The sequence below is a fragment of the Microbacterium maritypicum genome, assembly GCF_041529975.1.
GTDB lineage: Bacteria > Actinomycetota > Actinomycetes > Actinomycetales > Microbacteriaceae > Microbacterium.
The window spans coordinates 3,245,749-3,263,788 of the sequence record NZ_CP168030.1; the positions used below are offsets into that span (position 1 = coordinate 3,245,749).

At 68.1% G+C, this 18,040-nt stretch carries 20 protein-coding genes; 9 read left to right on the forward strand and 11 right to left on the reverse strand.

The window, feature by feature from the left end; all coding sequences use genetic code 11:
* Positions 1–10: 10 nt before the first annotated feature.
* Both ACCO44_RS15730 and glpX read right to left on the reverse strand, forming a co-directional pair.
* The gene (locus tag ACCO44_RS15730; protein WP_262000620.1) at positions 11–301 is read right to left on the reverse strand and encodes a hypothetical protein; all 291 of its coding nucleotides are present in this window, start codon (positions 299–301) and stop codon (positions 11–13) included.
* 177 nt (positions 302–478) lie between these two features.
* A complete protein-coding gene (gene glpX, locus ACCO44_RS15735; RefSeq protein ID WP_029262953.1) occupies positions 479–1,465 on the reverse strand; it encodes a class II fructose-bisphosphatase in 987 nt (328 codons plus the stop codon).
* Positions 1,466–1,650: 185 nt separating this feature from the next.
* On the opposite strand from glpX, the gene fbaA reads away from it, so the two are divergent.
* Positions 1,651–2,679 (forward strand): class II fructose-bisphosphate aldolase, encoded by a 1,029-nt coding sequence (fbaA, locus tag ACCO44_RS15740; protein WP_105709556.1) that lies wholly within the window; start codon positions 1,651–1,653, stop codon positions 2,677–2,679.
* Positions 2,680–2,778: 99 nt separating this feature from the next.
* Here fbaA and ACCO44_RS15745 read toward each other — a convergent pair whose 3' ends face one another.
* The 4 genes from ACCO44_RS15745 to ACCO44_RS15760 all read right to left on the reverse strand — a co-directional run bounded on the left by ACCO44_RS15745 (position 2,779) and on the right by ACCO44_RS15760 (position 6,711).
* Complete coding sequence (locus ACCO44_RS15745) at positions 2,779–4,044, reverse strand: hypothetical protein (RefSeq protein WP_105709555.1); 1,266 nt, start codon at positions 4,042–4,044, stop codon at positions 2,779–2,781.
* Between the two features lie 25 nt (positions 4,045–4,069).
* Complete coding sequence (locus ACCO44_RS15750) at positions 4,070–4,603, reverse strand: DUF6264 family protein (protein WP_372467307.1); 534 nt, start codon at positions 4,601–4,603, stop codon at positions 4,070–4,072.
* Between the two features lie 234 nt (positions 4,604–4,837).
* Positions 4,838–5,629: an IclR family transcriptional regulator gene (locus ACCO44_RS15755; RefSeq protein ID WP_372467309.1), complete on the reverse strand. Its 792-nt coding sequence runs from the start codon at positions 5,627–5,629 to the stop codon at positions 4,838–4,840.
* A 2-nt stretch (positions 5,630–5,631) separates the two neighbouring features.
* Positions 5,632–6,711 (reverse strand): 4-hydroxy-3-methylbut-2-enyl diphosphate reductase, encoded by a 1,080-nt coding sequence (locus ACCO44_RS15760; protein WP_181156177.1) that lies wholly within the window; start codon positions 6,709–6,711, stop codon positions 5,632–5,634.
* A 64-nt stretch (positions 6,712–6,775) separates the two neighbouring features.
* Between ACCO44_RS15760 and xseA the strand changes: the two genes are divergently transcribed.
* The 5 genes from xseA to ACCO44_RS15785 are packed head-to-tail and all read left to right on the forward strand — an operon-like array spanning position 6,776 to position 11,071.
* Positions 6,776–8,053, forward strand: a complete 1,278-nt coding sequence (xseA, locus tag ACCO44_RS15765) for an exodeoxyribonuclease VII large subunit (RefSeq protein ID WP_372467310.1) — start codon at positions 6,776–6,778, stop codon at positions 8,051–8,053.
* 36 nt (positions 8,054–8,089) lie between these two features.
* Positions 8,090–8,332 carry an exodeoxyribonuclease VII small subunit gene (locus ACCO44_RS15770; RefSeq protein ID WP_372467313.1) on the forward strand — a complete coding sequence of 81 codons (243 nt, stop codon included), beginning with the start codon at positions 8,090–8,092 and terminating at the stop codon, positions 8,330–8,332.
* A complete protein-coding gene (locus tag ACCO44_RS15775; RefSeq protein ID WP_262000617.1) occupies positions 8,329–8,973 on the forward strand; it encodes a DUF4245 domain-containing protein in 645 nt (214 codons plus the stop codon). Before ACCO44_RS15770 ends, ACCO44_RS15775 begins: the two co-directional genes overlap by 4 nt.
* Positions 8,970–9,653, forward strand: coding sequence for a carbonic anhydrase (locus ACCO44_RS15780; protein WP_262000616.1), 684 nt, complete (start codon positions 8,970–8,972; stop codon positions 9,651–9,653). Before ACCO44_RS15775 ends, ACCO44_RS15780 begins: the two co-directional genes overlap by 4 nt.
* On the forward strand, positions 9,650–11,071 hold the full coding sequence (locus ACCO44_RS15785) for an aspartate ammonia-lyase (RefSeq protein ID WP_105709551.1): 1,422 nt from the start codon (positions 9,650–9,652) through the stop codon (positions 11,069–11,071). The genes ACCO44_RS15780 and ACCO44_RS15785 overlap by 4 nt, the downstream gene beginning before the upstream one ends.
* Positions 11,072–11,218: 147 nt before the next feature.
* On the opposite strand, the gene ACCO44_RS15790 is transcribed toward ACCO44_RS15785, so the two are convergent.
* The 4 genes from ACCO44_RS15790 to ACCO44_RS15805 all read right to left on the reverse strand — a co-directional run bounded on the left by ACCO44_RS15790 (position 11,219) and on the right by ACCO44_RS15805 (position 15,818).
* Complete coding sequence (locus tag ACCO44_RS15790) at positions 11,219–11,713, reverse strand: endonuclease domain-containing protein (RefSeq protein WP_258133898.1); 495 nt, start codon at positions 11,711–11,713, stop codon at positions 11,219–11,221.
* Between the two features lie 610 nt (positions 11,714–12,323).
* Entirely contained in the window at positions 12,324–13,709 is a 1,386-nt protein-coding gene (locus ACCO44_RS15795) for a PhoH family protein (protein ID WP_029262965.1), read from the reverse strand.
* A 158-nt stretch (positions 13,710–13,867) separates the two neighbouring features.
* Entirely contained in the window at positions 13,868–14,998 is a 1,131-nt protein-coding gene (locus ACCO44_RS15800) for an aminotransferase class V-fold PLP-dependent enzyme (protein ID WP_372467316.1), read from the reverse strand.
* 40 nt (positions 14,999–15,038) lie between these two features.
* Positions 15,039–15,818, reverse strand: coding sequence for an isoprenyl transferase (locus ACCO44_RS15805; protein ID WP_029262967.1), 780 nt, complete (start codon positions 15,816–15,818; stop codon positions 15,039–15,041).
* Between the two features lie 98 nt (positions 15,819–15,916).
* Here ACCO44_RS15805 and ACCO44_RS15810 point away from each other — a divergent pair, with 98 nt between their 5' ends.
* Positions 15,917–16,648, forward strand: coding sequence for a hemolysin III family protein (locus ACCO44_RS15810; protein ID WP_029262968.1), 732 nt, complete (start codon positions 15,917–15,919; stop codon positions 16,646–16,648).
* A 46-nt stretch (positions 16,649–16,694) separates the two neighbouring features.
* Here the strand turns inward: ACCO44_RS15810 and ACCO44_RS15815 are convergent, their stop codons facing one another.
* On the reverse strand, positions 16,695–17,000 hold the full coding sequence (locus ACCO44_RS15815) for a hypothetical protein (RefSeq protein WP_029262969.1): 306 nt from the start codon (positions 16,998–17,000) through the stop codon (positions 16,695–16,697).
* A 68-nt stretch (positions 17,001–17,068) separates the two neighbouring features.
* Between ACCO44_RS15815 and ACCO44_RS15820 the strand changes: the two genes are divergently transcribed.
* Positions 17,069–17,455: a DUF4307 domain-containing protein gene (locus ACCO44_RS15820; RefSeq protein ID WP_372467318.1), complete on the forward strand. Its 387-nt coding sequence runs from the start codon at positions 17,069–17,071 to the stop codon at positions 17,453–17,455.
* A gap of 96 nt (positions 17,456–17,551) precedes the next feature.
* Positions 17,552–18,040, forward strand: a complete 489-nt coding sequence (gene greA / locus ACCO44_RS15825; RefSeq protein ID WP_029262971.1) for a transcription elongation factor GreA — start codon at positions 17,552–17,554, stop codon at positions 18,038–18,040.

Below are 18,040 nucleotides of genomic sequence, written 5' to 3' on the forward strand. Positions count from 1 at the left end.
GAGCAGCGCCTCAGGCGATACCGGGTACGCCGCTGAGCAGCAGGATCACAAGGCCACTGGTGGCGAGGAAAGCTCCGATCATCCACCAGGCGCTGATCTCATGGCCCTCGTCGCGGCGGACGCGGAACAGCACGTCAGCGCGGCGAGCCGGATCGGCGACCGCCGCCGGTGGGGTGGTGACGGACGGGGTGGCTGCGACGCCCGGCTCGGCGTCGGCGCTCACTCGGAGAATTCGCCCGGTGTTCGTCGTGATGATCTTCGTCGCGGCGGCATTCGAGCCGCTCGTGTGCTGCGTTGTCATCCGTTCGCCCTCCTGTGCCTGCGGTGCCTGACGGCTCCGTCCACGGCGACAAACCCAGTGACAATTGTGACACGGCGCTCCGGAAAGCGTGGCTCACGCCACCCCAGCCCTATACCGGCTCGATAACGATGCCGTCGTCGTCGGCCGGGAGAACGCGCCCTCAGAGGGGCCTGTGAATCAGAGCCACTTCGAGACGAGGTGCTCCGAGGCGATGCGCCGGAGGGTCCCGGAAGCACCGCGGAGCACGACGCTCTCCGTGTACACATAGCCCCGCTCGCGGCGGACGCCGGCAACGAGCTGGCCGTCGGTCACGCCCGTCGCGACGAAGATCGTGTTGTTGCCCTGCACCAGGTCGTCGGCCTCGTAGACCCTGTCCATGTCGAGCCCGGCGTCGATCCCGCGCTGACGCTCGTCGTCGTCACGCGGCCACAGGCGCCCCTGGATGTGTCCGCCGAGCGCCTTGATGGCGCATGCCGTGACGATGCCCTCGGGGCTGCCTCCGACGCCGACGCACATGTCGGTGCGCGCATCATGCCGGGCGGCGTTGATCCCACCCGCGACGTCACCGTCGCTCATCAGTCGGGTGCCGGCGCCCGCATCGCGGATCTCCTGGATGAGTTGCTCATGACGCGGACGGTTCAGTACCGACACGACGATCTCGTCGACGGGCTTGTCGAGCGCACCGGCGAGCTTGCGGATGTTCTCGCCGATGGGGAGCCGGATGTCGACGACACCGACGCCTGCGGGTCCCGTGACGAGCTTGTCCATGTAGAAGACGGTGGAGGCATCCAGCATCGTGCCCCGGTCGGACACCGCGATCACGGACAGCGCGTTCTGCCGACCCGCTGCGGTGAGGGAGGTTCCGTCGATGGGATCGACTGCGATGTCACACAGCGGTCCGCGCCCGGTGCCGACGACCTCGCCGTTGAACAGCATGGGTGCGTTGTCCTTCTCGCCCTCGCCGATCACGACGCGGCCTTGGAAGTCGACGGTGCCCAGGAACGCGCGCATCGCGTCGACGGCCGCCCCGTCGGCGGCCTCCTTCGCGCCTCGACCGATGAAAGGGACCGCGCGGATGGCCGCAGCCTCCGTCGCTCGCACCAACTCCATCGCGAGGTTACGGTCGGGACGAAGAGGGCTCAGATCCGCAGTCAGACTCACCATGCGGTCAGCCTAGCTATCGAAGCGAGCGAACAGCCCGGTTTTCCGCCTCTATCCCGCGAAGGAATCGCGATTCTTAACGCCTGGGCACGAGCGACCGTGCGAGCGGTGCGGCCGACCTTCGATACGACTCCGGTGGCCCCGATAGAGTGGCACCTGTCCCGGCTTCCCTTATCGCAGGAGTTCTCATGCCCGTCGCCACCCCGGATCAGTACGCCGAAATGCTCGACCGCGCGAAGGCCGGCGGCTTCGCGTATCCCGCATTCAACGTCTCGAGCTCGCAGACGATCAACGCCGTCCTCCAGGGGCTGACCGAGGCCGGCTCCGACGGCATCATCCAGGTCACCACGGGTGGAGCCGACTACTTCGCCGGCCACACCGTCAAGGCACGCGCCACCGGCGCTCTCGCCTTCGCCCGCTTCGCGACCGAGGTCGCCAAGAACTACCCGATCACCGTCGCGCTGCACACCGACCACTGCCCGAAGGACGCCCTCGCCGGCTTCGTCGAGCCGCTGATCGCAGCCTCCGAGGACGAGGTCAAGGCCGGCCGCAACCCGATCTTCCAGTCCCACATGTGGGACGGCTCGGCGGTTCCCCTCGCGGAGAACATCGAGATCGCGAAGGACCTTCTCCCCCGCATGAAGAACATCAACGCCATCCTCGAGGTCGAGATCGGCGTCGTCGGCGGCGAAGAAGACGGCGTGCAGCACGAGGGCTCGAACGACGCCCTCTACACGACGTTCGCGGACGTCGACCAGGCCGTGCAGGCCCTCGGTCTCGGCGAGCAGGGCCGCTACATCGCCGCCCTCACGTTCGGCAACGTGCACGGCGTGTACAAGCCGGGTGGGGTCAAGCTGCGCCCGGAACTCCTCGGCGAGATCCAGGCCGAGGTCGCAGCGAAGTACAACACGGGCGCCAAGCCGCTCGATCTGGTCTTCCACGGTGGCTCCGGCTCGACCGACGAGGAGATCGCCCTCGCGGTCGCGAACGGCGTCATCAAGATGAACATCGACACCGACACGCAGTACGCCTACACGCGTGCGATCGCCGACTACATGTTCAAGAACTACGACGGCGTGCTGAAGGTCGACGGCGAGGTCGGCAACAAGAAGCAGTACGACCCCCGCGCCTGGGGCAAGATCGCCGAGTCGGCGATGGCCGCCCGCGTGGTCGAATCGACCCGTCAGCTCGGTTCGTACGGCCAGTCGAAGAGCTGATCCGTCGCGACTTCGATGAGAGATGCCCCAGCCGGTCGGCTGGGGCATCTCTCATTTCGCAGCGTGGCGCGGTCGGCCAGCCGGGCAGCCGGGCAGCCGTCAGCCTCGGCCGCGGCGGATCCGGACGATCGAGATCGCTGCATCGATCAACGCATCGATCACGAGCAGCAACCCGAGGGTCCTGCCCGCTCCCCGCACGCGAGACGTGACCCACGCTCCCGCGGCGAACTCCCCGAACGACAGGGCGAGGCCGACCACGGGACGGCGGCGGAGAGCCTCGCCGAGCCGCGCGAGCGGGCGTTCCCGACGGGTGAGAGGCGTGAATTCCCCGACCCCGGCGATCGCCGTCTCCCGCACCGCGGTCCACCACCCCACCGGCAGGAACCGTCGTTGCGGCCGTGCGGTCGCCCCGCCGAACGCGGCGTCGATCAAGTCCGGCGCGACGCCGAAGGCGGCCAGGAAGGCTCGCTCGCGGGACTCGGCACCGATCACACCACCCAATGCCTCGGGAATCAGTGCGCGGTGGGCGGCATCCACATCGAGCCTGACGGCGGCGGCCAGCTCCAGGAGCTCATCGCGGCTCCCGTCACCCTCGGTGAGCAGTCGACGGTAGATCTCCGCAGTCTCGGGAACACGGATGGCGTCGATGTCGAGCACGGGTAGGGTGTCGCGTTCCGCATCCGTCCAGAACGGCACCGGACCGCCGTTGCCCGTGGTCACCTCGAACCACACGTCGGCGTCCGCGCGATTCAGCTCGATCACGGGCACCTCCGCCCTGGAAGTCGACCAATCACCGGTCGGCTCCGAGGTCTCGAACTGCTGAAGCGACCAGTCGCCGGACTCCCGGTGATCGACGGGCATTCTGCGCGCCGTCGCCAGGATCCTCGCGATGCCGGGGCCGCGGTGCGAGAACGCGGAGACCCTCACCGCCGAAGCCGCGAACAGTGCGGAATCGATCGCGGCATCCTCCGACTCGTCGGCGCCCACCTCGGCCGAATCGTCGATGAGCTCGTCGACCAGTTCCTCCACCGGATCGAAGCCGAACGCCTCGTCCTCATCCACGTCCACGTCCACGTCCAGCCAGAGCGTCAGGCCCTCCGCCTCGAAGGCTGACTTCAGCTCGCTCGTCGACAGGGTCGACTCGACCGTGTCCTCCTCGCTGAGCGTCAGGACGTGGCCGTCGTCCGTCACCGGGATCGCGAGTACGGCCTCCTCCCGGTCATCCCACGCGGCTGTCGCATCGCGCATACCGGCGGGAACACGCAACAGGGAGAGGATGTCTCGGGCCGATGGCCGAGGGTCGGAGCCGTCGCCACGATCCACGGAGGCGTAGGAGAGCTGGATGCCGAAGCTGTTCTGAAGCATCCTTCGACAGTACGTGCTCCCGCGGCTACTGCCCGACGGTCGCGAGGTAGGCCACGAACGCCGGGTCGTTCATCATCGGCACCGAGATGCAGATCGTCACGACGATCATCGTCGCCAGCGCACCCGCGACCGGCACCCACCAGCTGATCCGTCGACGCCGCAGACGTCGGATCGACAGCCCCGCCGTGATCGACCATCCGACGGCGAGCACGATGGCCGCGATCGTCCCCCAGATCCGCCCCTGGGCGAAGTTCGTGAACTCCCCCTCGATGCCGAGGATCTTCATCGTCTCGTTCATCACGGTGGGCAGATCGAGATACGACAACCCGGTGATGATGATGTTCACCAGGCCGTAGGCAAGCAGCGCGATGGTCACGAAGCGGTCGACCGGGTGCGGACGTGCCGCCGGGGCGCTCGCGCTCGGATCGGGCACCGTCGGGCCTGCGGCCGGCGGTGCCGGCGGGGCGACGACGACCTCGTCGAGGGGCGGCAAGCCGGCGGCTCGCCGCTGCTCCTCGGGCGTGGCGAGTTCGCCGTACTGCGGGCGCTGATCGGTCATCCCGCCATGCTAACCGTCCCGACCCTGGGCGATTCACAGCGAGGGCGCGTGAAAACGATAGCGGCCCCGGAGAAGTGGGGACTTCGCGGGGCCGCGGACGTGAAGCGCTGGGGACGCTTCTCATCCAATTTGATCACCGGCGCTGGGGACGCCTGTGGTGATCAGTAGCGCTGATGCATGCCGCTACTCACCTGATCATAGGAAAACGTGTGCCCGAGCGCCAGGGGTCAGACTTCAGATAGTGAACTCCGCGCCGTCGGAACCCGCGTCGAAGTTGTCGGCGCCGAGTTGCAGCGAGAGCCGTCTGGCCGTTCGCTGCAGCGTCGCCACCAGCTCGCTGTCCACCACTGCGCGGTCGGCCGGCAACGAGATCGCGAGCGACGCGGTGACGCCGGGGGCGATGACCGGCACCGCCACACAGGTCGCGCCGATCACGTACTCCTCATGATCCACCGCCCACCCGGGCGAGTGCTCCAGCTGGGTCAGCAGTGTCGTGCGATCGCTGATCGTGCGCGGCGTGAGCTCCTCCAGGCGATGTCGGGAGAGGTAGTCCAGTCGCTCATCATCGGGCAGGTCCGCCAGGATCTGCTTCCCCAAAGCCGTCGCGTGCGCGCTCGACTGCAGTCCGACCCACAGCTCCACCCTCGGGTTGCGCACCGCGTCGACGATGTCGACCAGGTGCATCTCTCCATCAGCGAACCGGGAGAGGTACGCGGTCGCCCCCACATCCTCCGTCACGTCCCGGAGGGCGGCTCGGACTCGAGCCAGGAAGACACCCCGCGAGTCGATCTGCTGCTGGAACGAGGGGAACCGGGCCCCGAGCACCAACCCGTCGGGTTCGGAGTTCAGATACCCCTCGTGGACGAGGGTGCGCACGAGATTGTATGTCGTGCCCGGTGTCAGCCCCGTAATCGCCGCCAGCATCTTGGTCGGAAGCGGCCGAGGTGAATTGGCGACGATGTCGACCAGCCGCAGCGCGCGCTGTACCGACCCGATGAGGGTCGGCTCCGCTTCCGCGGCGCTCAACGCTACGCGCCTCCTCCAGTGGCGCGACCGCCGAGTGCGCGATCGTCACGCTGACCGGAAGCATCGTGTCGAAGCTCCTTGGGCAGGGAGAACATGAGGTCCTCCTCTGCGGTCTTGACCTCTTCGACATCACGGTACCCGGCGTCGCCGATCGCATCCAGTACCTCGCGCACCAGTACCTCGGGCACGGATGCACCACTCGTGACGCCGACGGTCTCGACGCCGTCGAGCCACTCCTGCTGGATCTCCTCCGCGTAGTCGACGCGGTAGGCGGCCTTCGCGCCGTACTCGAGCGCGACCTCGACGAGGCGCACGCTGTTGGAGGAGTTCGACGAGCCGACGACGATCACGAGGTCGGCACCGGCCGCGACCTTCTTGATCGCGACCTGGCGGTTCTGCGTGGCGTAGCAGATGTCGTCGGACGGCGGGTTGTGCAGCTCGGGGAAGCGCGTGCGGAGGCGATTCACCGTCTCCATCGTCTCGTCGACCGAGAGAGTGGTCTGCGAGAGCCAGACGACCTTGTTGGGGTCCTTCACGACGACGGTGTCTGCCTCTTCCGGGGAGTTCACGACCGTGACGTGCTCCGGGGCCTCGCCTGCCGTCCCCTCGACCTCTTCATGACCCTCGTGACCGATGAGCAGGATCTCGAAGTCGTCGCGGGCGAATCGCACGGCCTCGCGGTGAACCTTGGTGACCAGAGGGCAGGTCGCATCGATCGCGTGCAGTCCACGATCCGATGCGGCGTTGACGACCGCCGGGGAGACGCCGTGCGCACTGAAGACGACGTGCGCGCCCTCGGGGACCTCGTCGACCTCTTCGACGAAGATCGCGCCCTTCTCCTCGAGCTCGGTCACGACATGGATGTTGTGCACGATCTGCTTGCGCACATAGACCGGGGCGCCGTAGCGTTCGAGCGCCTTCTCGACGGCGACGACGGCGCGGTCGACGCCGGCGCAGTATCCGCGCGGCGCGGCGAGCAGGACCCGCTTGCGTCCGGCCACCGGGTTATCCTGAAGCCGTCCGGCCGCCGCACGAACACGTGGGAGACGGGGGACGGGGAGATGCACGGCAGTCGAAGTCACCCTTGGATTCTACCGCCGCGCGGCTGTGCGGGGCCGGAGAGACCAGGGTCAGGAACGGGAGCGGATGACAGTCTTCGAAGCGACGACGGGCCAGGGTGAGACGCCGCCCGCCGATTCGGTCGCCCCTCGCGATTCCACAGCCGATGCCCCCACCTCGGTCACGAGGCTCAACGCGACGATCCGCGACTTCATCGCCCGCTGGAACACGGTCTGGGTCGAAGGTGAGATCACGTCCTGGAACGTGCGCGCCGGCAACGTCTTCGCACGGCTGAAGGACACCCGCTCGGACGCGCAGATCTCGATCCGCGTGTGGTCGAGTGTGCGCGGACGCATCCCGTCCGACATCGGCATCGGCGATCACGTCGTCGTCGCGGTGAAGGCCGACTACTTCGTCAAAGCCGGAGACTTCAGCTTCGCGGTCTCCGCGATGAAGCACGTGGGGCTCGGCGATCAGCTCGAGCGTCTCGAGAAGCTCCGTGTGCAGCTGCGTCAGGAGGGTCTGTTCGACCCGGCCCGGAAGAAGCGCCTGCCGTTCCTCCCGCACGTCATCGGGCTGATCACCGGCGAGCGCTCGGACGCCGAGAAGGACGTGCACCGCAACGCCGAGCTGCGCTGGCCGCAGGTGCGCTTCCGCACCGAGTACGCCGCCGTGCAGGGTGATCGCTGTGTGCCCGACACCCTGGCGGCCCTCGCGAAATTGGACGCGGACCCCGAGGTCGACGTCATCATCATCGCCCGCGGCGGCGGTGACTCGCAGACGCTCCTCGGCTTCAGCGATGAGCGTCTCGTGCGGGCGGTGTCCGCGGCGACCACTCCCGTCGTCAGCGCGATCGGACATGAGAACGACCACCCCCTCCTCGACGATGTCGCCGACCTCCGCGCATCCACCCCGACGGATGCGGCGAAGCGCGTGGTCCCCGACGTCGGAGAGCAGCGGGCTCTGATCGCGCAGCTGAGATCCCGCGCGACGTCGCGCCTCACGCAGCGCCTCACGCACGACATCGCACAGCTCGAGCAGCTCCGCTCCCGCCCGGTCCTGCGCTCCCCCGCGCCGATCATCGACGCGCGCGCGCAGGAGCTGTGGCTCCTGCTGTCGCGTGGTCGTGACAGTCTCACCCGGCAGCTCGACCTCGCCGGACGTCGCACCAGCGAGCTGCGCGCCTCCCTGCGGGCGCTCTCCCCCGCGGCGACCCTGGCTCGCGGCTATGCGATCGCGCACCTCGAGGGCGGCGTGATCCTTCGCGATGCGGCGGATGCGCCGGCAGGCAGCGCCCTGACGATCACGGTCGATCGTGGATCGGTGGCTGCCCGCTCGGAGGGCGAGATCCCTGAGAACGACTGAGCCGGGCCGACACGACGCACGACGTAGGATGGAGGGGTGAGCGCCCTGAACGACATCCCCGTGGAGACGCTGTCGTTCGAGGCAGCCCGTGACGAGCTCGTGAAGGTCGTCGCCGAGCTTGAACAGGGCTCTCCGACCCTCGAGCACTCGCTCGCCCTCTGGGAGCGCGGCGAGGCGCTGGCCGCTCGCTGCGAGGAGTGGCTGCTCGGCGCGAAACGCCGTCTGGATGCCGCTCGCGCAGCCGCATCGGACGAAGAGACTCCTGGCGGCGACGCATGAGCAAGCAGCCTCCGATCATCGCCGAGCTCGGACGCCCGGAGACGCCTGACGAGACCGCCGCCCGCAAGGCGGCGTCGAGTAAGGCCTACCGATCCAGCCAGACCTTCCGCAACCTCATCGCGGCGCTGCTGGTCACAGTGGCCGTCGTCGCCGTCATCATCTTCGCGGTGCCCCGGGGCGAGCCTGTCGAGCGCAAGCCGCTCGACGTCGCGGCCGTGGCCGAAGGCGTGGAGTCCTCGATGGAGCGCCCCGTCCTCATCCCCGAGCTCGGCACCTTCTGGCGCGCGAACAATGCGGAGATGCAGGGTGGCGCCACGGTCGTCTGGGAAGTGACGCTCGCCCCGAAATCCGACACCGAGCGCGGCTTCGTCAAGGTCGCGCAAGCCTTCGACGCCGACGCGTCCTGGGCCCCGCAGCGACTGAACGGCATCGCACCCACGGACACGGTGCGCATCGGCGGACTCGACTGGGACGTCTACAAGCCCGGCAGCGCCGAGTCCAACGCGAACGTCACCTACGCCATCGGCACTCAGGCGGGCGACGACTACATCCTGCTCTACGGCGCGCGCTCTGCAGACTCCACCGCGGAGCTCGCAGAATCCCTCATCCCGCAGATCCGCGACATCTCGGAGGCCTCATGACGCACCCCCTGACCCCGGCCGCAGCCTGGCAGCAGATGCAGGAGGGCAACCGCCGTTTCGTCGCGGACGAACCGCGTCACCCGAACCAGGATGTGCTCCGACGCAAAGACCTGGCGGCGGCGCAGCACCCCGTCGCCACACTGTTCGGCTGCTCGGACTCACGTCTCGCCGCGGAGATCATCTTCGACCTCGGCCTCGGCGACCTGTTCGTCGTCCGCAACGCCGGCCAGGTCATGGGCGAATCGATCGTCGCGAGCCTCGAGTACGCGGTCGCGGTGCTCGAAGTGCCCCTGATCGTGGTGCTCGCCCATGACTCCTGCGGCGCGGTTCGCGCGGCGATCGACGGCACCGCGATCGACGCCGCTCCCCTGCCGCCGCACATCTGGAAGCTGATCGCCCCGATCGTCCCCGCCGCGCGGAAGGTCCTGGCAGAGAGCGGCGGCGGCACCGTCGCCGACATCGACTCGGAGCTCGTCGGCATCGAGCATCTGCGCAACACCGTGCGCGACCTGCTGCAGTCGTCCGAGATCATCAGCAACGCCGTCGCCGAAGGCCGTCTGGGCATCGTCGGCGCCAACTACCGTCTGGCCGAGGGCGAGGCGGTGCCCGTCATCACGGTCGGGCTCGACACCGACGTCACCAAGGGGATCGACCCCGAAACCAAGGAGGGTTCTGAATGACCGACACCGACCAGCGCAGCGGCGAGAATGCGCAGGGCTACCGGATCGAGCACGACACCATGGGTGAGGTGCGGGTCCCCGTGAACGCGCTCTACGGGGCGCAGACGCAGCGCGCCGTCGAGAACTTCCCGATCTCGGGCAAGGGCCTCGAATCGACGCAGATCGCCGCCCTCGCCCGGATCAAGAAGGCTGCAGCGCTCGCCAACAAGGAACTCGGCACGCTCGACGGCGCCATCGCCGACGCGATCGCCCAGGCCGCCGACCAGGTCGCCTCCGGCGCGCACGACGGCGAGTTCCCGGTCGACACCTACCAGACCGGTTCCGGCACGTCGTCGAACATGAACATGAACGAGGTGCTGGCCACCCTCGCAACCGGCATCCTCGGTTCGGCCGTGCACCCGAACGACCACGTGAACGCCTCGCAGTCCTCGAACGACGTGTTCCCGACGTCGGTGCACATCGCCGTGACGCAGGCCCTCATCGACACACTCATCCCCGCGCTCGACCACCTCGCCGTGGCCCTCGAGGCGAAGGCGGAACTGTGGAAGGACGCGGTCAAGTCCGGCCGCACGCACCTCATGGACGCCACGCCCGTGACCCTCGGCCAGGAGTTCGGCGGCTACGCCCGTCAGATCCGCCTCGGCATCGAGCGCGTGCAGTCGGCCCTCCCGCGCGTCGCCGAGGTTCCCCTGGGCGGCACCGCCGTGGGCACCGGCATCAACACGCCCCTCGGCTTCCCGCAGAAGGTCATCGCGCTGCTCGCGGCTGAGACCGAGCTGCCCATCACCGAGGCGAAGGATCACTTCGAGGCGCAGGCCAACCGCGACGGCCTGGTCGAGGCCTCCGGCGCTCTGCGGACGATCGCCGTCTCGCTCACCAAGATCAACAACGACCTGCGGTGGATGGGCTCCGGCCCCAACACGGGTCTCGGCGAACTGCACATCCCCGACCTCCAGCCCGGCTCCTCGATCATGCCCGGCAAGGTCAACCCGGTCGTCCCCGAGGCCGTGCTGATGGTGTGCGCGCGCGTGATCGGCAACGACGCGACCGTCGCCTGGGCCGGAGCATCCGGTTCGTTCGAGCTCAACGTCGCGATCCCGGTGATGGGCACGGCGGTGCTCGAGTCGATCCGGCTGCTGTCGAACGCCTCGCGCGTGCTCGCCGACAAGACCATCGACGGCCTGCAGGCGAACGTCGAACGCGCCGCCGCTTTCGCGGGCATGAGCCCGTCGATCGTCACCCCCCTGAACAAGCTCATCGGCTACGAGGCTGCCGCGAAGATCGCCAAGCACTCGGTCGCCAAGGGCATCACCGTGCGCGACGCCGTGATCGACCTCGGCTACGTCGAGCGCGGTGACCTCACTCTCGAGCAGCTCGACGAGAAGCTCGACCTGCTGTCGATGACGCACCCGGGCTGACCCGCACGAAACGACGGATGCCGCGAGGACTCGTTCCTCGCGGCATCCGTCGTTTCCGGTCCACAAATGCATGACCGTGTTCCGGGTGCATGAGAACCCAACAGGAACATTCATGCATCTGGCAAGAACTCATGCGGATGGTGCGGGTCAGACCCGCGCACGGCCGAGTGCTGCCATCACGGCCGCCACAACCACATCCCAGGTGTGCAAGATCATCGCGTAGTCGAAGCGAAGCGTCTCGAACCCGAGGCGTGATGCCGCGGCATCGCGCATGAGATCCCGGTGACGCTGACTCGGTCCGTCGTGGTTCTCCCGACCGTCTGCTTCCAGAATCACCCGCCCCTCGATGACGAAGTCGACTCGTCCGACTCCTGCGACTGCGACCTGCGTTCGCACCTCGACTCCGATGAGGTGGAGCCTCAGCCGTACCAGCGATTCCAAGCCGCTCTCCGCATCGGGCCGCGCAAGATCGACGAGCCAGCGCGCGGAAGCAGGAAGAGCCGCCCGGACCCTCGCGCGTGCCGCGGCTGTAAGCATCCGCTTGTTCCATGCCGACTCGAATGCAGCGAAGAAGAACTCCTCGCCATAGCAGGCGAATGCGTGCAGAAGCGCGACATCGATCGGAGCGATTCCGATATCCATACGTCCTGGGGTGAAGTGGGCGACGCAGCCGCACCGCTCCGGATGATGACGTCGACCACCGAGACCCATCCACACGTGCACCTCTTTCGGCATCTCGAGCGTCCACACTTCTCGAGCGCGCAAAGCTCCACCGCATGTGAGGGCGCCACCGTGCGCTGCTGCCGAGACCACTTCCGGTGCGGCGTCAACCGACGCGAAAACCCCGGGCCGCACCCGAACGATACGTCCGGCCCTGCACTCGACGCCCAGCCGCGAACGCGAGCAGCCGAACGCCTGAAGTCGGGTGCCGCGCGCGACCCCTCCGAAGTGCCCGAGGACGGAGCCGACGTCGATCATCGTCTCATCCTGGATGCACGTGACCATTGCTCTCGCACGCCGGAGTGCAATCCGTGGAATCACGTTTCTCAAACCACGGCTGTGCAGTCCCGGACCACCCGGTCCGCCCCCGGATGCATGAGGATTGCACGAACGCAGGATGTCCAGCGCCCGAACGGTCATGCATCCGGTCGCCACTCATGCATTCGGCGGAAGGCGAGATCCCCGCGCACACGACGGCGGATGCCGCGGTCTCAGCCCGCGTGGCATCCGCCGTCGTCGCCGTCATGCGTCGTCAGCTGAGCTCTCCGCCCTCCAGGAGCTCGGTGACGAGGGCGGCGATGGCCGAGCGCTCGGAGCGGGTCAGGGTGACATGTCCGAAGAGCTCATGCCCCTTCAGCGTCTCGATGACACTGGCGATCCCATCGTGCCGGCCGACGCGGAGGTTGTCCCGCTGACCGACGTCGTGGGTGAGGATGACCCGCGAGTTCTGTCCCATGCGGCTCAGCACGGTGAGCAGCACGTTCCGCTCGAGGGATTGGGCCTCATCGACGATCACGAAGGCGTCGTGCAGAGAGCGTCCACGGATGTGCGTGAGGGGCAGCACTTCGAGCAGTCCGCGCTCGACGACCTCTTCGATGACGTTGCCGGAGACGACCGAGCCGAGTGTGTCGAACACCGCCTGCCCCCAGGGGCCCATCTTCTCGCCCTGGTCGCCGGGAAGGTAGCCGAGCTCCTGGCCGCCGACCGCGAACAGTGGTCGGAACACGATGATCTTCTTCTGCTGCTGGCGCTCCAATACGGCCTCGAGCCCGGCGCACAGTGCGAGCGCCGACTTGCCGGTTCCCGCGCGACCGCCCAGGGAGACGATGCCGACCTCCTGGTCGAGCAGCAGGTCGATCGCGATCCGCTGCTCCGCCGAACGGCCGTGCATGCCGAAGATGTCGCGGTCGCCGCGCACCAGGCGGAACTCGCCGTCACCCGTGACGCGCCCGAGAGCGGATCCGCGCTCGGAGTGGATGATCAGCCCCGTGTTCACCGGGATCCCCCGAGCCTGGTCGCTGATACCGACTTCGCTCTCGTAGAGGTCGCTGATGTCGTCGCCGGAGAGGTCGAGCGTCGCGATGCCGGTCCATCCGGAGTCCACCGCCTGCTCGGCGAGGTACTCCTCGGCCCGGAGCCCCAGCGATGCGGCCTTCACGCGCATCGGCAGGTCCTTCGAGACGATCGTGACGTCCTGGCCGTCCTGCGCGAGGTGCATCGCGACCGAGAGGATGCGGGTGTCGTTGTCGCTGAGCCGGATGCCGGCGGGGAGTACCGAGGAGTCGGTGTTCGCCAGCTCGACGCGGAGCGTGCCGCCCTCCCCGACCTCGACCGGGAAGTCCAGGCGTCCGTGCTCGATGCGCAGGTCGTCGAGGTGCCGCAGCGCCTGCCGTGCGAAGTATCCGATCTCCGGGTCGTGACGCTTGCCCTCCAGCTCCGTGATCACGACGACCGGGACGACGACCGAGTGCTCGGCGAAACGGAAGAACGCCTGCGGATCGCTCAGCAGAACGGAGGTGTCGAGCACGTAGGTGCGCAGATCCTGATCCGGATCGGCGGACGACGATGCCCGGCTCGACGTCTTACGGGTGGACTGCTGCGCGGTGCTGGTGGCCTGCTGCGCTGTACGTGTGGTCACGACCCACTCCCGACCCGGGGAATCCCGGCTATTCGAACGAGTCGACCAGGGGGTCACGAGCCGCGAACCTGAGGCCGACCCGAACGGGCGCCTTGCCCGATGCCTAGAACGTACGACCGCCCAGGGGATTAACCCGAACTCGACACGCCAGGGATTCGTTACGCGCTGATGAACGTCTCGTTGCCGAACGTGTGCAGGGCGTCGTCGAGGAGCTCGAAAGTGGCAGCATCCGTACCCGCGTGCGGGGCGACCCGCACCGAAGCACCTCGGGCCGTCACGACGATTCCTGCGTTGGCGAGCGCTGCGGCGAGGCGTGCAGGTTCCTCCGGTGCCAGCGCGACGATGCCGGCCCGCTCCACGCGCTCGCGCGGCGAACTCACCTCGATCCCATGGCGGTCGGCGATCTCGATGACACGGTCGACGTTCTCGGCGAGCCGCTCCTCGATGGCGGCGACCCCGGCATCGCGCATGTCCCGCACGCCGATCGCGAGGCGCCCGGCCGCGAGGGTGTCCGGCTGGCTGACCGTGTAGGCGCTCGCGGATGCCGCCGGCCCCGGCAGCTCATCGACGAACAGTCCGGTCGCCGTCGTTCCGGTGATCCCGGACAGCACGGGGACGATCCGCTCCCGTGCACGCGGCGCGAACCAGGCGAAGGCGCTGCCCCTGCCCGCACGCAACCACTTGTATCCGTGTCCGACGACCACGTCGGCGGCCGCGTAGTCCACGTCGATCACGCCGAACGACTGCACCGCGTCGACGATGAGCAGGCGGTCGGGGCCGATGACGTCACGCAGTGCGGCGAGGTCGGCCCGGTATCCGGTGCGGAAGTCGACGTGACTCACTGCCAGCGCGACGACCTCGTCGTCGAGCGCCTCGGCGACTGCCTCCGGCGTCACGCGTCCGTCGTCGGGCGTGATCCACCGGGGCGATACCGCGCGGTCCGATGCGGTCGCGGCCCGCTCGAGCGTCAGGCTGACGCTGGGGAACTCCGCCGTGCTCGCGATGACCGCCCCGGAGATGCCGTACAGCGCGTGCATGAGTCCGTGCGTCGACGAGGGCTGCAGGGTGACGTCGGCGGCGTCTGCGCCGAGGAGCTCCGCGACGAGCTCCTGCGCCTGGCCGACGCGCTCGGCGACCAGCGACAGGGAGGAGGGGCGCCCGCTTCCCAGAAGGTCGGCATCGGCGAAGACCTCTTCGCGCACGGAGGGGGACAGCGGACCGAATGCTGCCCAGTTCAGGTAGCCGGACTCGTTGTCGAAAGTGTCGACGTAGTCCTGGAAAGTGCTCACTGCGTCATTGTGGCACGGTGCCGAGCGCGCCGCCCCGGCTTCAGCGACCGAACCGTCGGTCGCGATCCGCGAAGTCGCGGATGGCGCGGAGGAAGTCGACCTGTCGGAGATCGGGCCCGAGTGCCTCCACGAAGTAGAACTCGCTGTGAGCGCTCTGCCAGAGCAGGAAGTCGCTCAGCCGCTGCTCACCGCTCGTGCGGATGACGAGGTCCGGGTCCGGCTGTCCCCCGGTGTAGAGGTGTTCCCCGATCATCTCCGGGGTGAGGTGGGCGGCGAGATCCTCCATCGTGCCGCCCGATGCCTCGTGCTTGGTGATGATGCTGCGAACGGCGTCGACGATCTCGTTGCGGCCGCCGTAGCCGACGGCGAGATTCACGTGGAGTCCGCTGTGGTCTTTGGTGCGCGCTTCGGCGTCGGCGAGCACTCTGGCGAGTTCGGGCGGCAGGATGTCGGAGCGTCCGACGTGCTTGACCCGCCAGTTGCCCTCCTGAGAGAGCGCCTCCGCCAGCTCGGCGATGATCTCGATGAGGTCGGCGAGCTCCACGGAGTCCCGCTTTCGCAGGTTGTCACTGGACAGCAGATACAGCGACACGACGCGCACGCCGAGTTCGTCGCACCAGCCGAGGAACTCACGCATCTTCGCAGCCCCGGCCCGGTGGCCTTCTGCCGCGCTGTCGAACCCGAGCTGGCGCGCCCATCGCCTGTTGCCGTCGATCATCATCGCGACGTGATGCGGGACGGAAGCGGGATCGAGGTGGCGACGCAGCCGACTGGTGTAGAGCCGATACAGCGGCCCTCGCACCGGATTCTCGCGTGATATCACCTCCCTACGCTACCGTGCCCCGGCTTTCGCCACTGTGTGCGGACGCTGAGGATCATGTGCTCGTCGAGGTATGCGCGTCGGCTTAGAGTGAGCACGTGAGCACTCCCGAACAGTCCGGTCCCGACGTCCCCGAGCTCCCGCTGCACGCTGCCGGGGAAGTCGATGCCGCGGTGGAGATCCGACCCACGTGGCGAGGGTGGATCCACGCGGGCACCTTCCCGGTGGCGGTGGTCGCCGGCGCGATCCTGATCCTCGTCGCCGACGGGGCCGCAGCGAAATGGGCCTCCGCGGTCTTCATGGTCACGTCCATGCTGCTGTTCGGCAACTCGGCGCTTTACCACCGGTTCGACTGGAAGCCGAAGGTCAAGGTGCTCCTGAAGCGGATCGATCACGCGAACATCCTGCTGCTGATCGCCGGCACCTACACGCCGCTGGCCGTGCTCGCGCTGCCGCCTGCGAAGGGAGTGCTGCTCCTCTGCCTCGTCTGGGGAGGGACCCTCGTCGGCATCCTCTTCCGCGTCTTCTGGATCAACGCCCCCCGCTGGCTGTACGTCGCGCTGTATCTGCTGCTCGGCTGGGCGGCGGTGATGTACATCGGCGACCTTCTCGCGGCGAACGTCGCGATGATGGTGCTCGTGATCGTCGGCGGGCTCCTGTACACGGGCGGCGCGGTCGTCTACGCCCTCAAGAAACCGAACCCCTGGCCCGGCCACTTCGGCTTCCACGAGATCTTCCACGTGTGCACGGTGCTCGCGTTCCTGTGCCACTGGACCGCGTGCCTGCTCATCGCCATCGCGCCCCTGTCGCCCTCGCTCGGCGCTCCGTAGTCACCGTCACCCGTCCTCACTCGGGCGCTCCGGAACTCGTGGGCGCTCAGCGTGCAGGCGGTTCTTCACCCTCGTCGTGTGTGCTCGAGCCGTCGACCTCGGTCGATCCCGTCGCGCTCGTGTCGGCTTGTGCTCCGGCTGCGGCGCGGGCGGCCTCCTCGGCGTCGAGCTCCTCGCGCACCTCGTCGCGATACCGGACGCGGCGGATCCGACGGTTCATGTCCCAGATCAGCAGGATCACGGCGATCACGATCACCACGATCACCGCGAAGCCCACGAACCCCGGGGTGACGGACACCGGATCGACGGTCATGCTGGGCGTCGGCATCGGGGTCTCGGTCAGAGCGAGCATGAATCGGCCTTTCGTACGCAGGTCGCATAACCTGGTACCACCAGCCTAACGACCGGGAAGACCCACCTGTGACGACCGCACAACAGCTCGACGAACGCTATGGACGAACCCGACGGCGTCGGTGGCCGTGGATCGTCGGCGGCGGCCTCGCGCTGCTCGTGATCGGTGCCTTCAGCTGGATGACCGTCGCGCAGTCCATGGCCTCCGTGGACGCCGACGATCTGGGCTTCACGCTCGTCGACGAGCACTCGGTGGAGGTGAGCTTCCAGGTCACCGGCGTGCAGGGCCGGGACGTCGTGTGCGCTCTCGAAGCCCTCGATGAGGAGTTCGGCGTGGTCGGCTGGACGATCGTCGAGATCCCCGCCGGGGACAGTCACTCACAGGCGAAGTCGGTCACCATCCCGACGGTCGCCGAGGCCACGACAGGTTTGGTGAACACCTGCTGGGTCGCCTAGACTCGTGGCAGACATACGACGCCCCGGCACGAGCCGGGGCGTCTTGGCATATCCCCCGCAGCACGCCGGAGGGATCCCGAAAGAAGGAGCTTCGCCATGTCCACCGATGCTCAGGTTCCCTTCCTCACGCAGGAGGCTTACGACCGGCTCGTCGCCGAGCTGGAGCACCTGTCGACCGTCGGTCGCGATGAGATCGCCAAGCGCATCGAGGCGGCTCGCGAAGAAGGCGACCTCAAGGAGAACGGCGGATACCACGCCGCGAAGGATGAGCAGGGCAAGCAGGAGGCCCGCATCCGCACCCTCGAGGCTCTGCTGAAGACCGCCAAGGTCGGCGAGGCTCCCGCCAGCCGCGGGATCGTCGAGCCCGGCACCGTCGTCACGGCTCTCGTCGCCGGCGGCGAAGAGGTCTTCCTCCTCGGCAGCCGGGAGATCGCGGTCGGCAGCGACCTCGACGTCTACAGCGAGGCCAGCCCGCTCGGTCAGGCCATCCTCGGCCTCAAGGTCGGCGAGAAGTCGGCCTACGAGGCGCCCAACGGGCGTTCCATCAGCGTGGAGATCGTGAACGTGGAGACTTACGCGGGCTGA

Coding starts and splice junctions, on each gene's coding strand:
- ACCO44_RS15730 (WP_262000620.1), bottom strand. CDS start 301: ATGACAACGCAGCACACGAGCGGCTCGAATGCCGCCGCGACGAAGATC.
- glpX (WP_029262953.1), bottom strand. CDS start 1,465: ATGGTGAGTCTGACTGCGGATCTGAGCCCTCTTCGTCCCGACCGTAAC.
- fbaA (WP_105709556.1), top strand. CDS start 1,651: ATGCCCGTCGCCACCCCGGATCAGTACGCCGAAATGCTCGACCGCGCG.
- ACCO44_RS15745 (WP_105709555.1), bottom strand. CDS start 4,044: ATGCTTCAGAACAGCTTCGGCATCCAGCTCTCCTACGCCTCCGTGGAT.
- ACCO44_RS15750 (WP_372467307.1), bottom strand. CDS start 4,603: ATGACCGATCAGCGCCCGCAGTACGGCGAACTCGCCACGCCCGAGGAG.
- xseA (WP_372467310.1), top strand. CDS start 6,776: ATGACAGTCTTCGAAGCGACGACGGGCCAGGGTGAGACGCCGCCCGCC.
- ACCO44_RS15775 (WP_262000617.1), top strand. CDS start 8,329: ATGAGCAAGCAGCCTCCGATCATCGCCGAGCTCGGACGCCCGGAGACG.
- ACCO44_RS15780 (WP_262000616.1), top strand. CDS start 8,970: ATGACGCACCCCCTGACCCCGGCCGCAGCCTGGCAGCAGATGCAGGAG.
- ACCO44_RS15785 (WP_105709551.1), top strand. CDS start 9,650: ATGACCGACACCGACCAGCGCAGCGGCGAGAATGCGCAGGGCTACCGG.
- ACCO44_RS15790 (WP_258133898.1), bottom strand. CDS start 11,713: ATGGATATCGGAATCGCTCCGATCGATGTCGCGCTTCTGCACGCATTC.
- ACCO44_RS15815 (WP_029262969.1), bottom strand. CDS start 17,000: ATGCTCGCTCTGACCGAGACCCCGATGCCGACGCCCAGCATGACCGTC.
- greA (WP_029262971.1), top strand. CDS start 17,552: ATGTCCACCGATGCTCAGGTTCCCTTCCTCACGCAGGAGGCTTACGAC.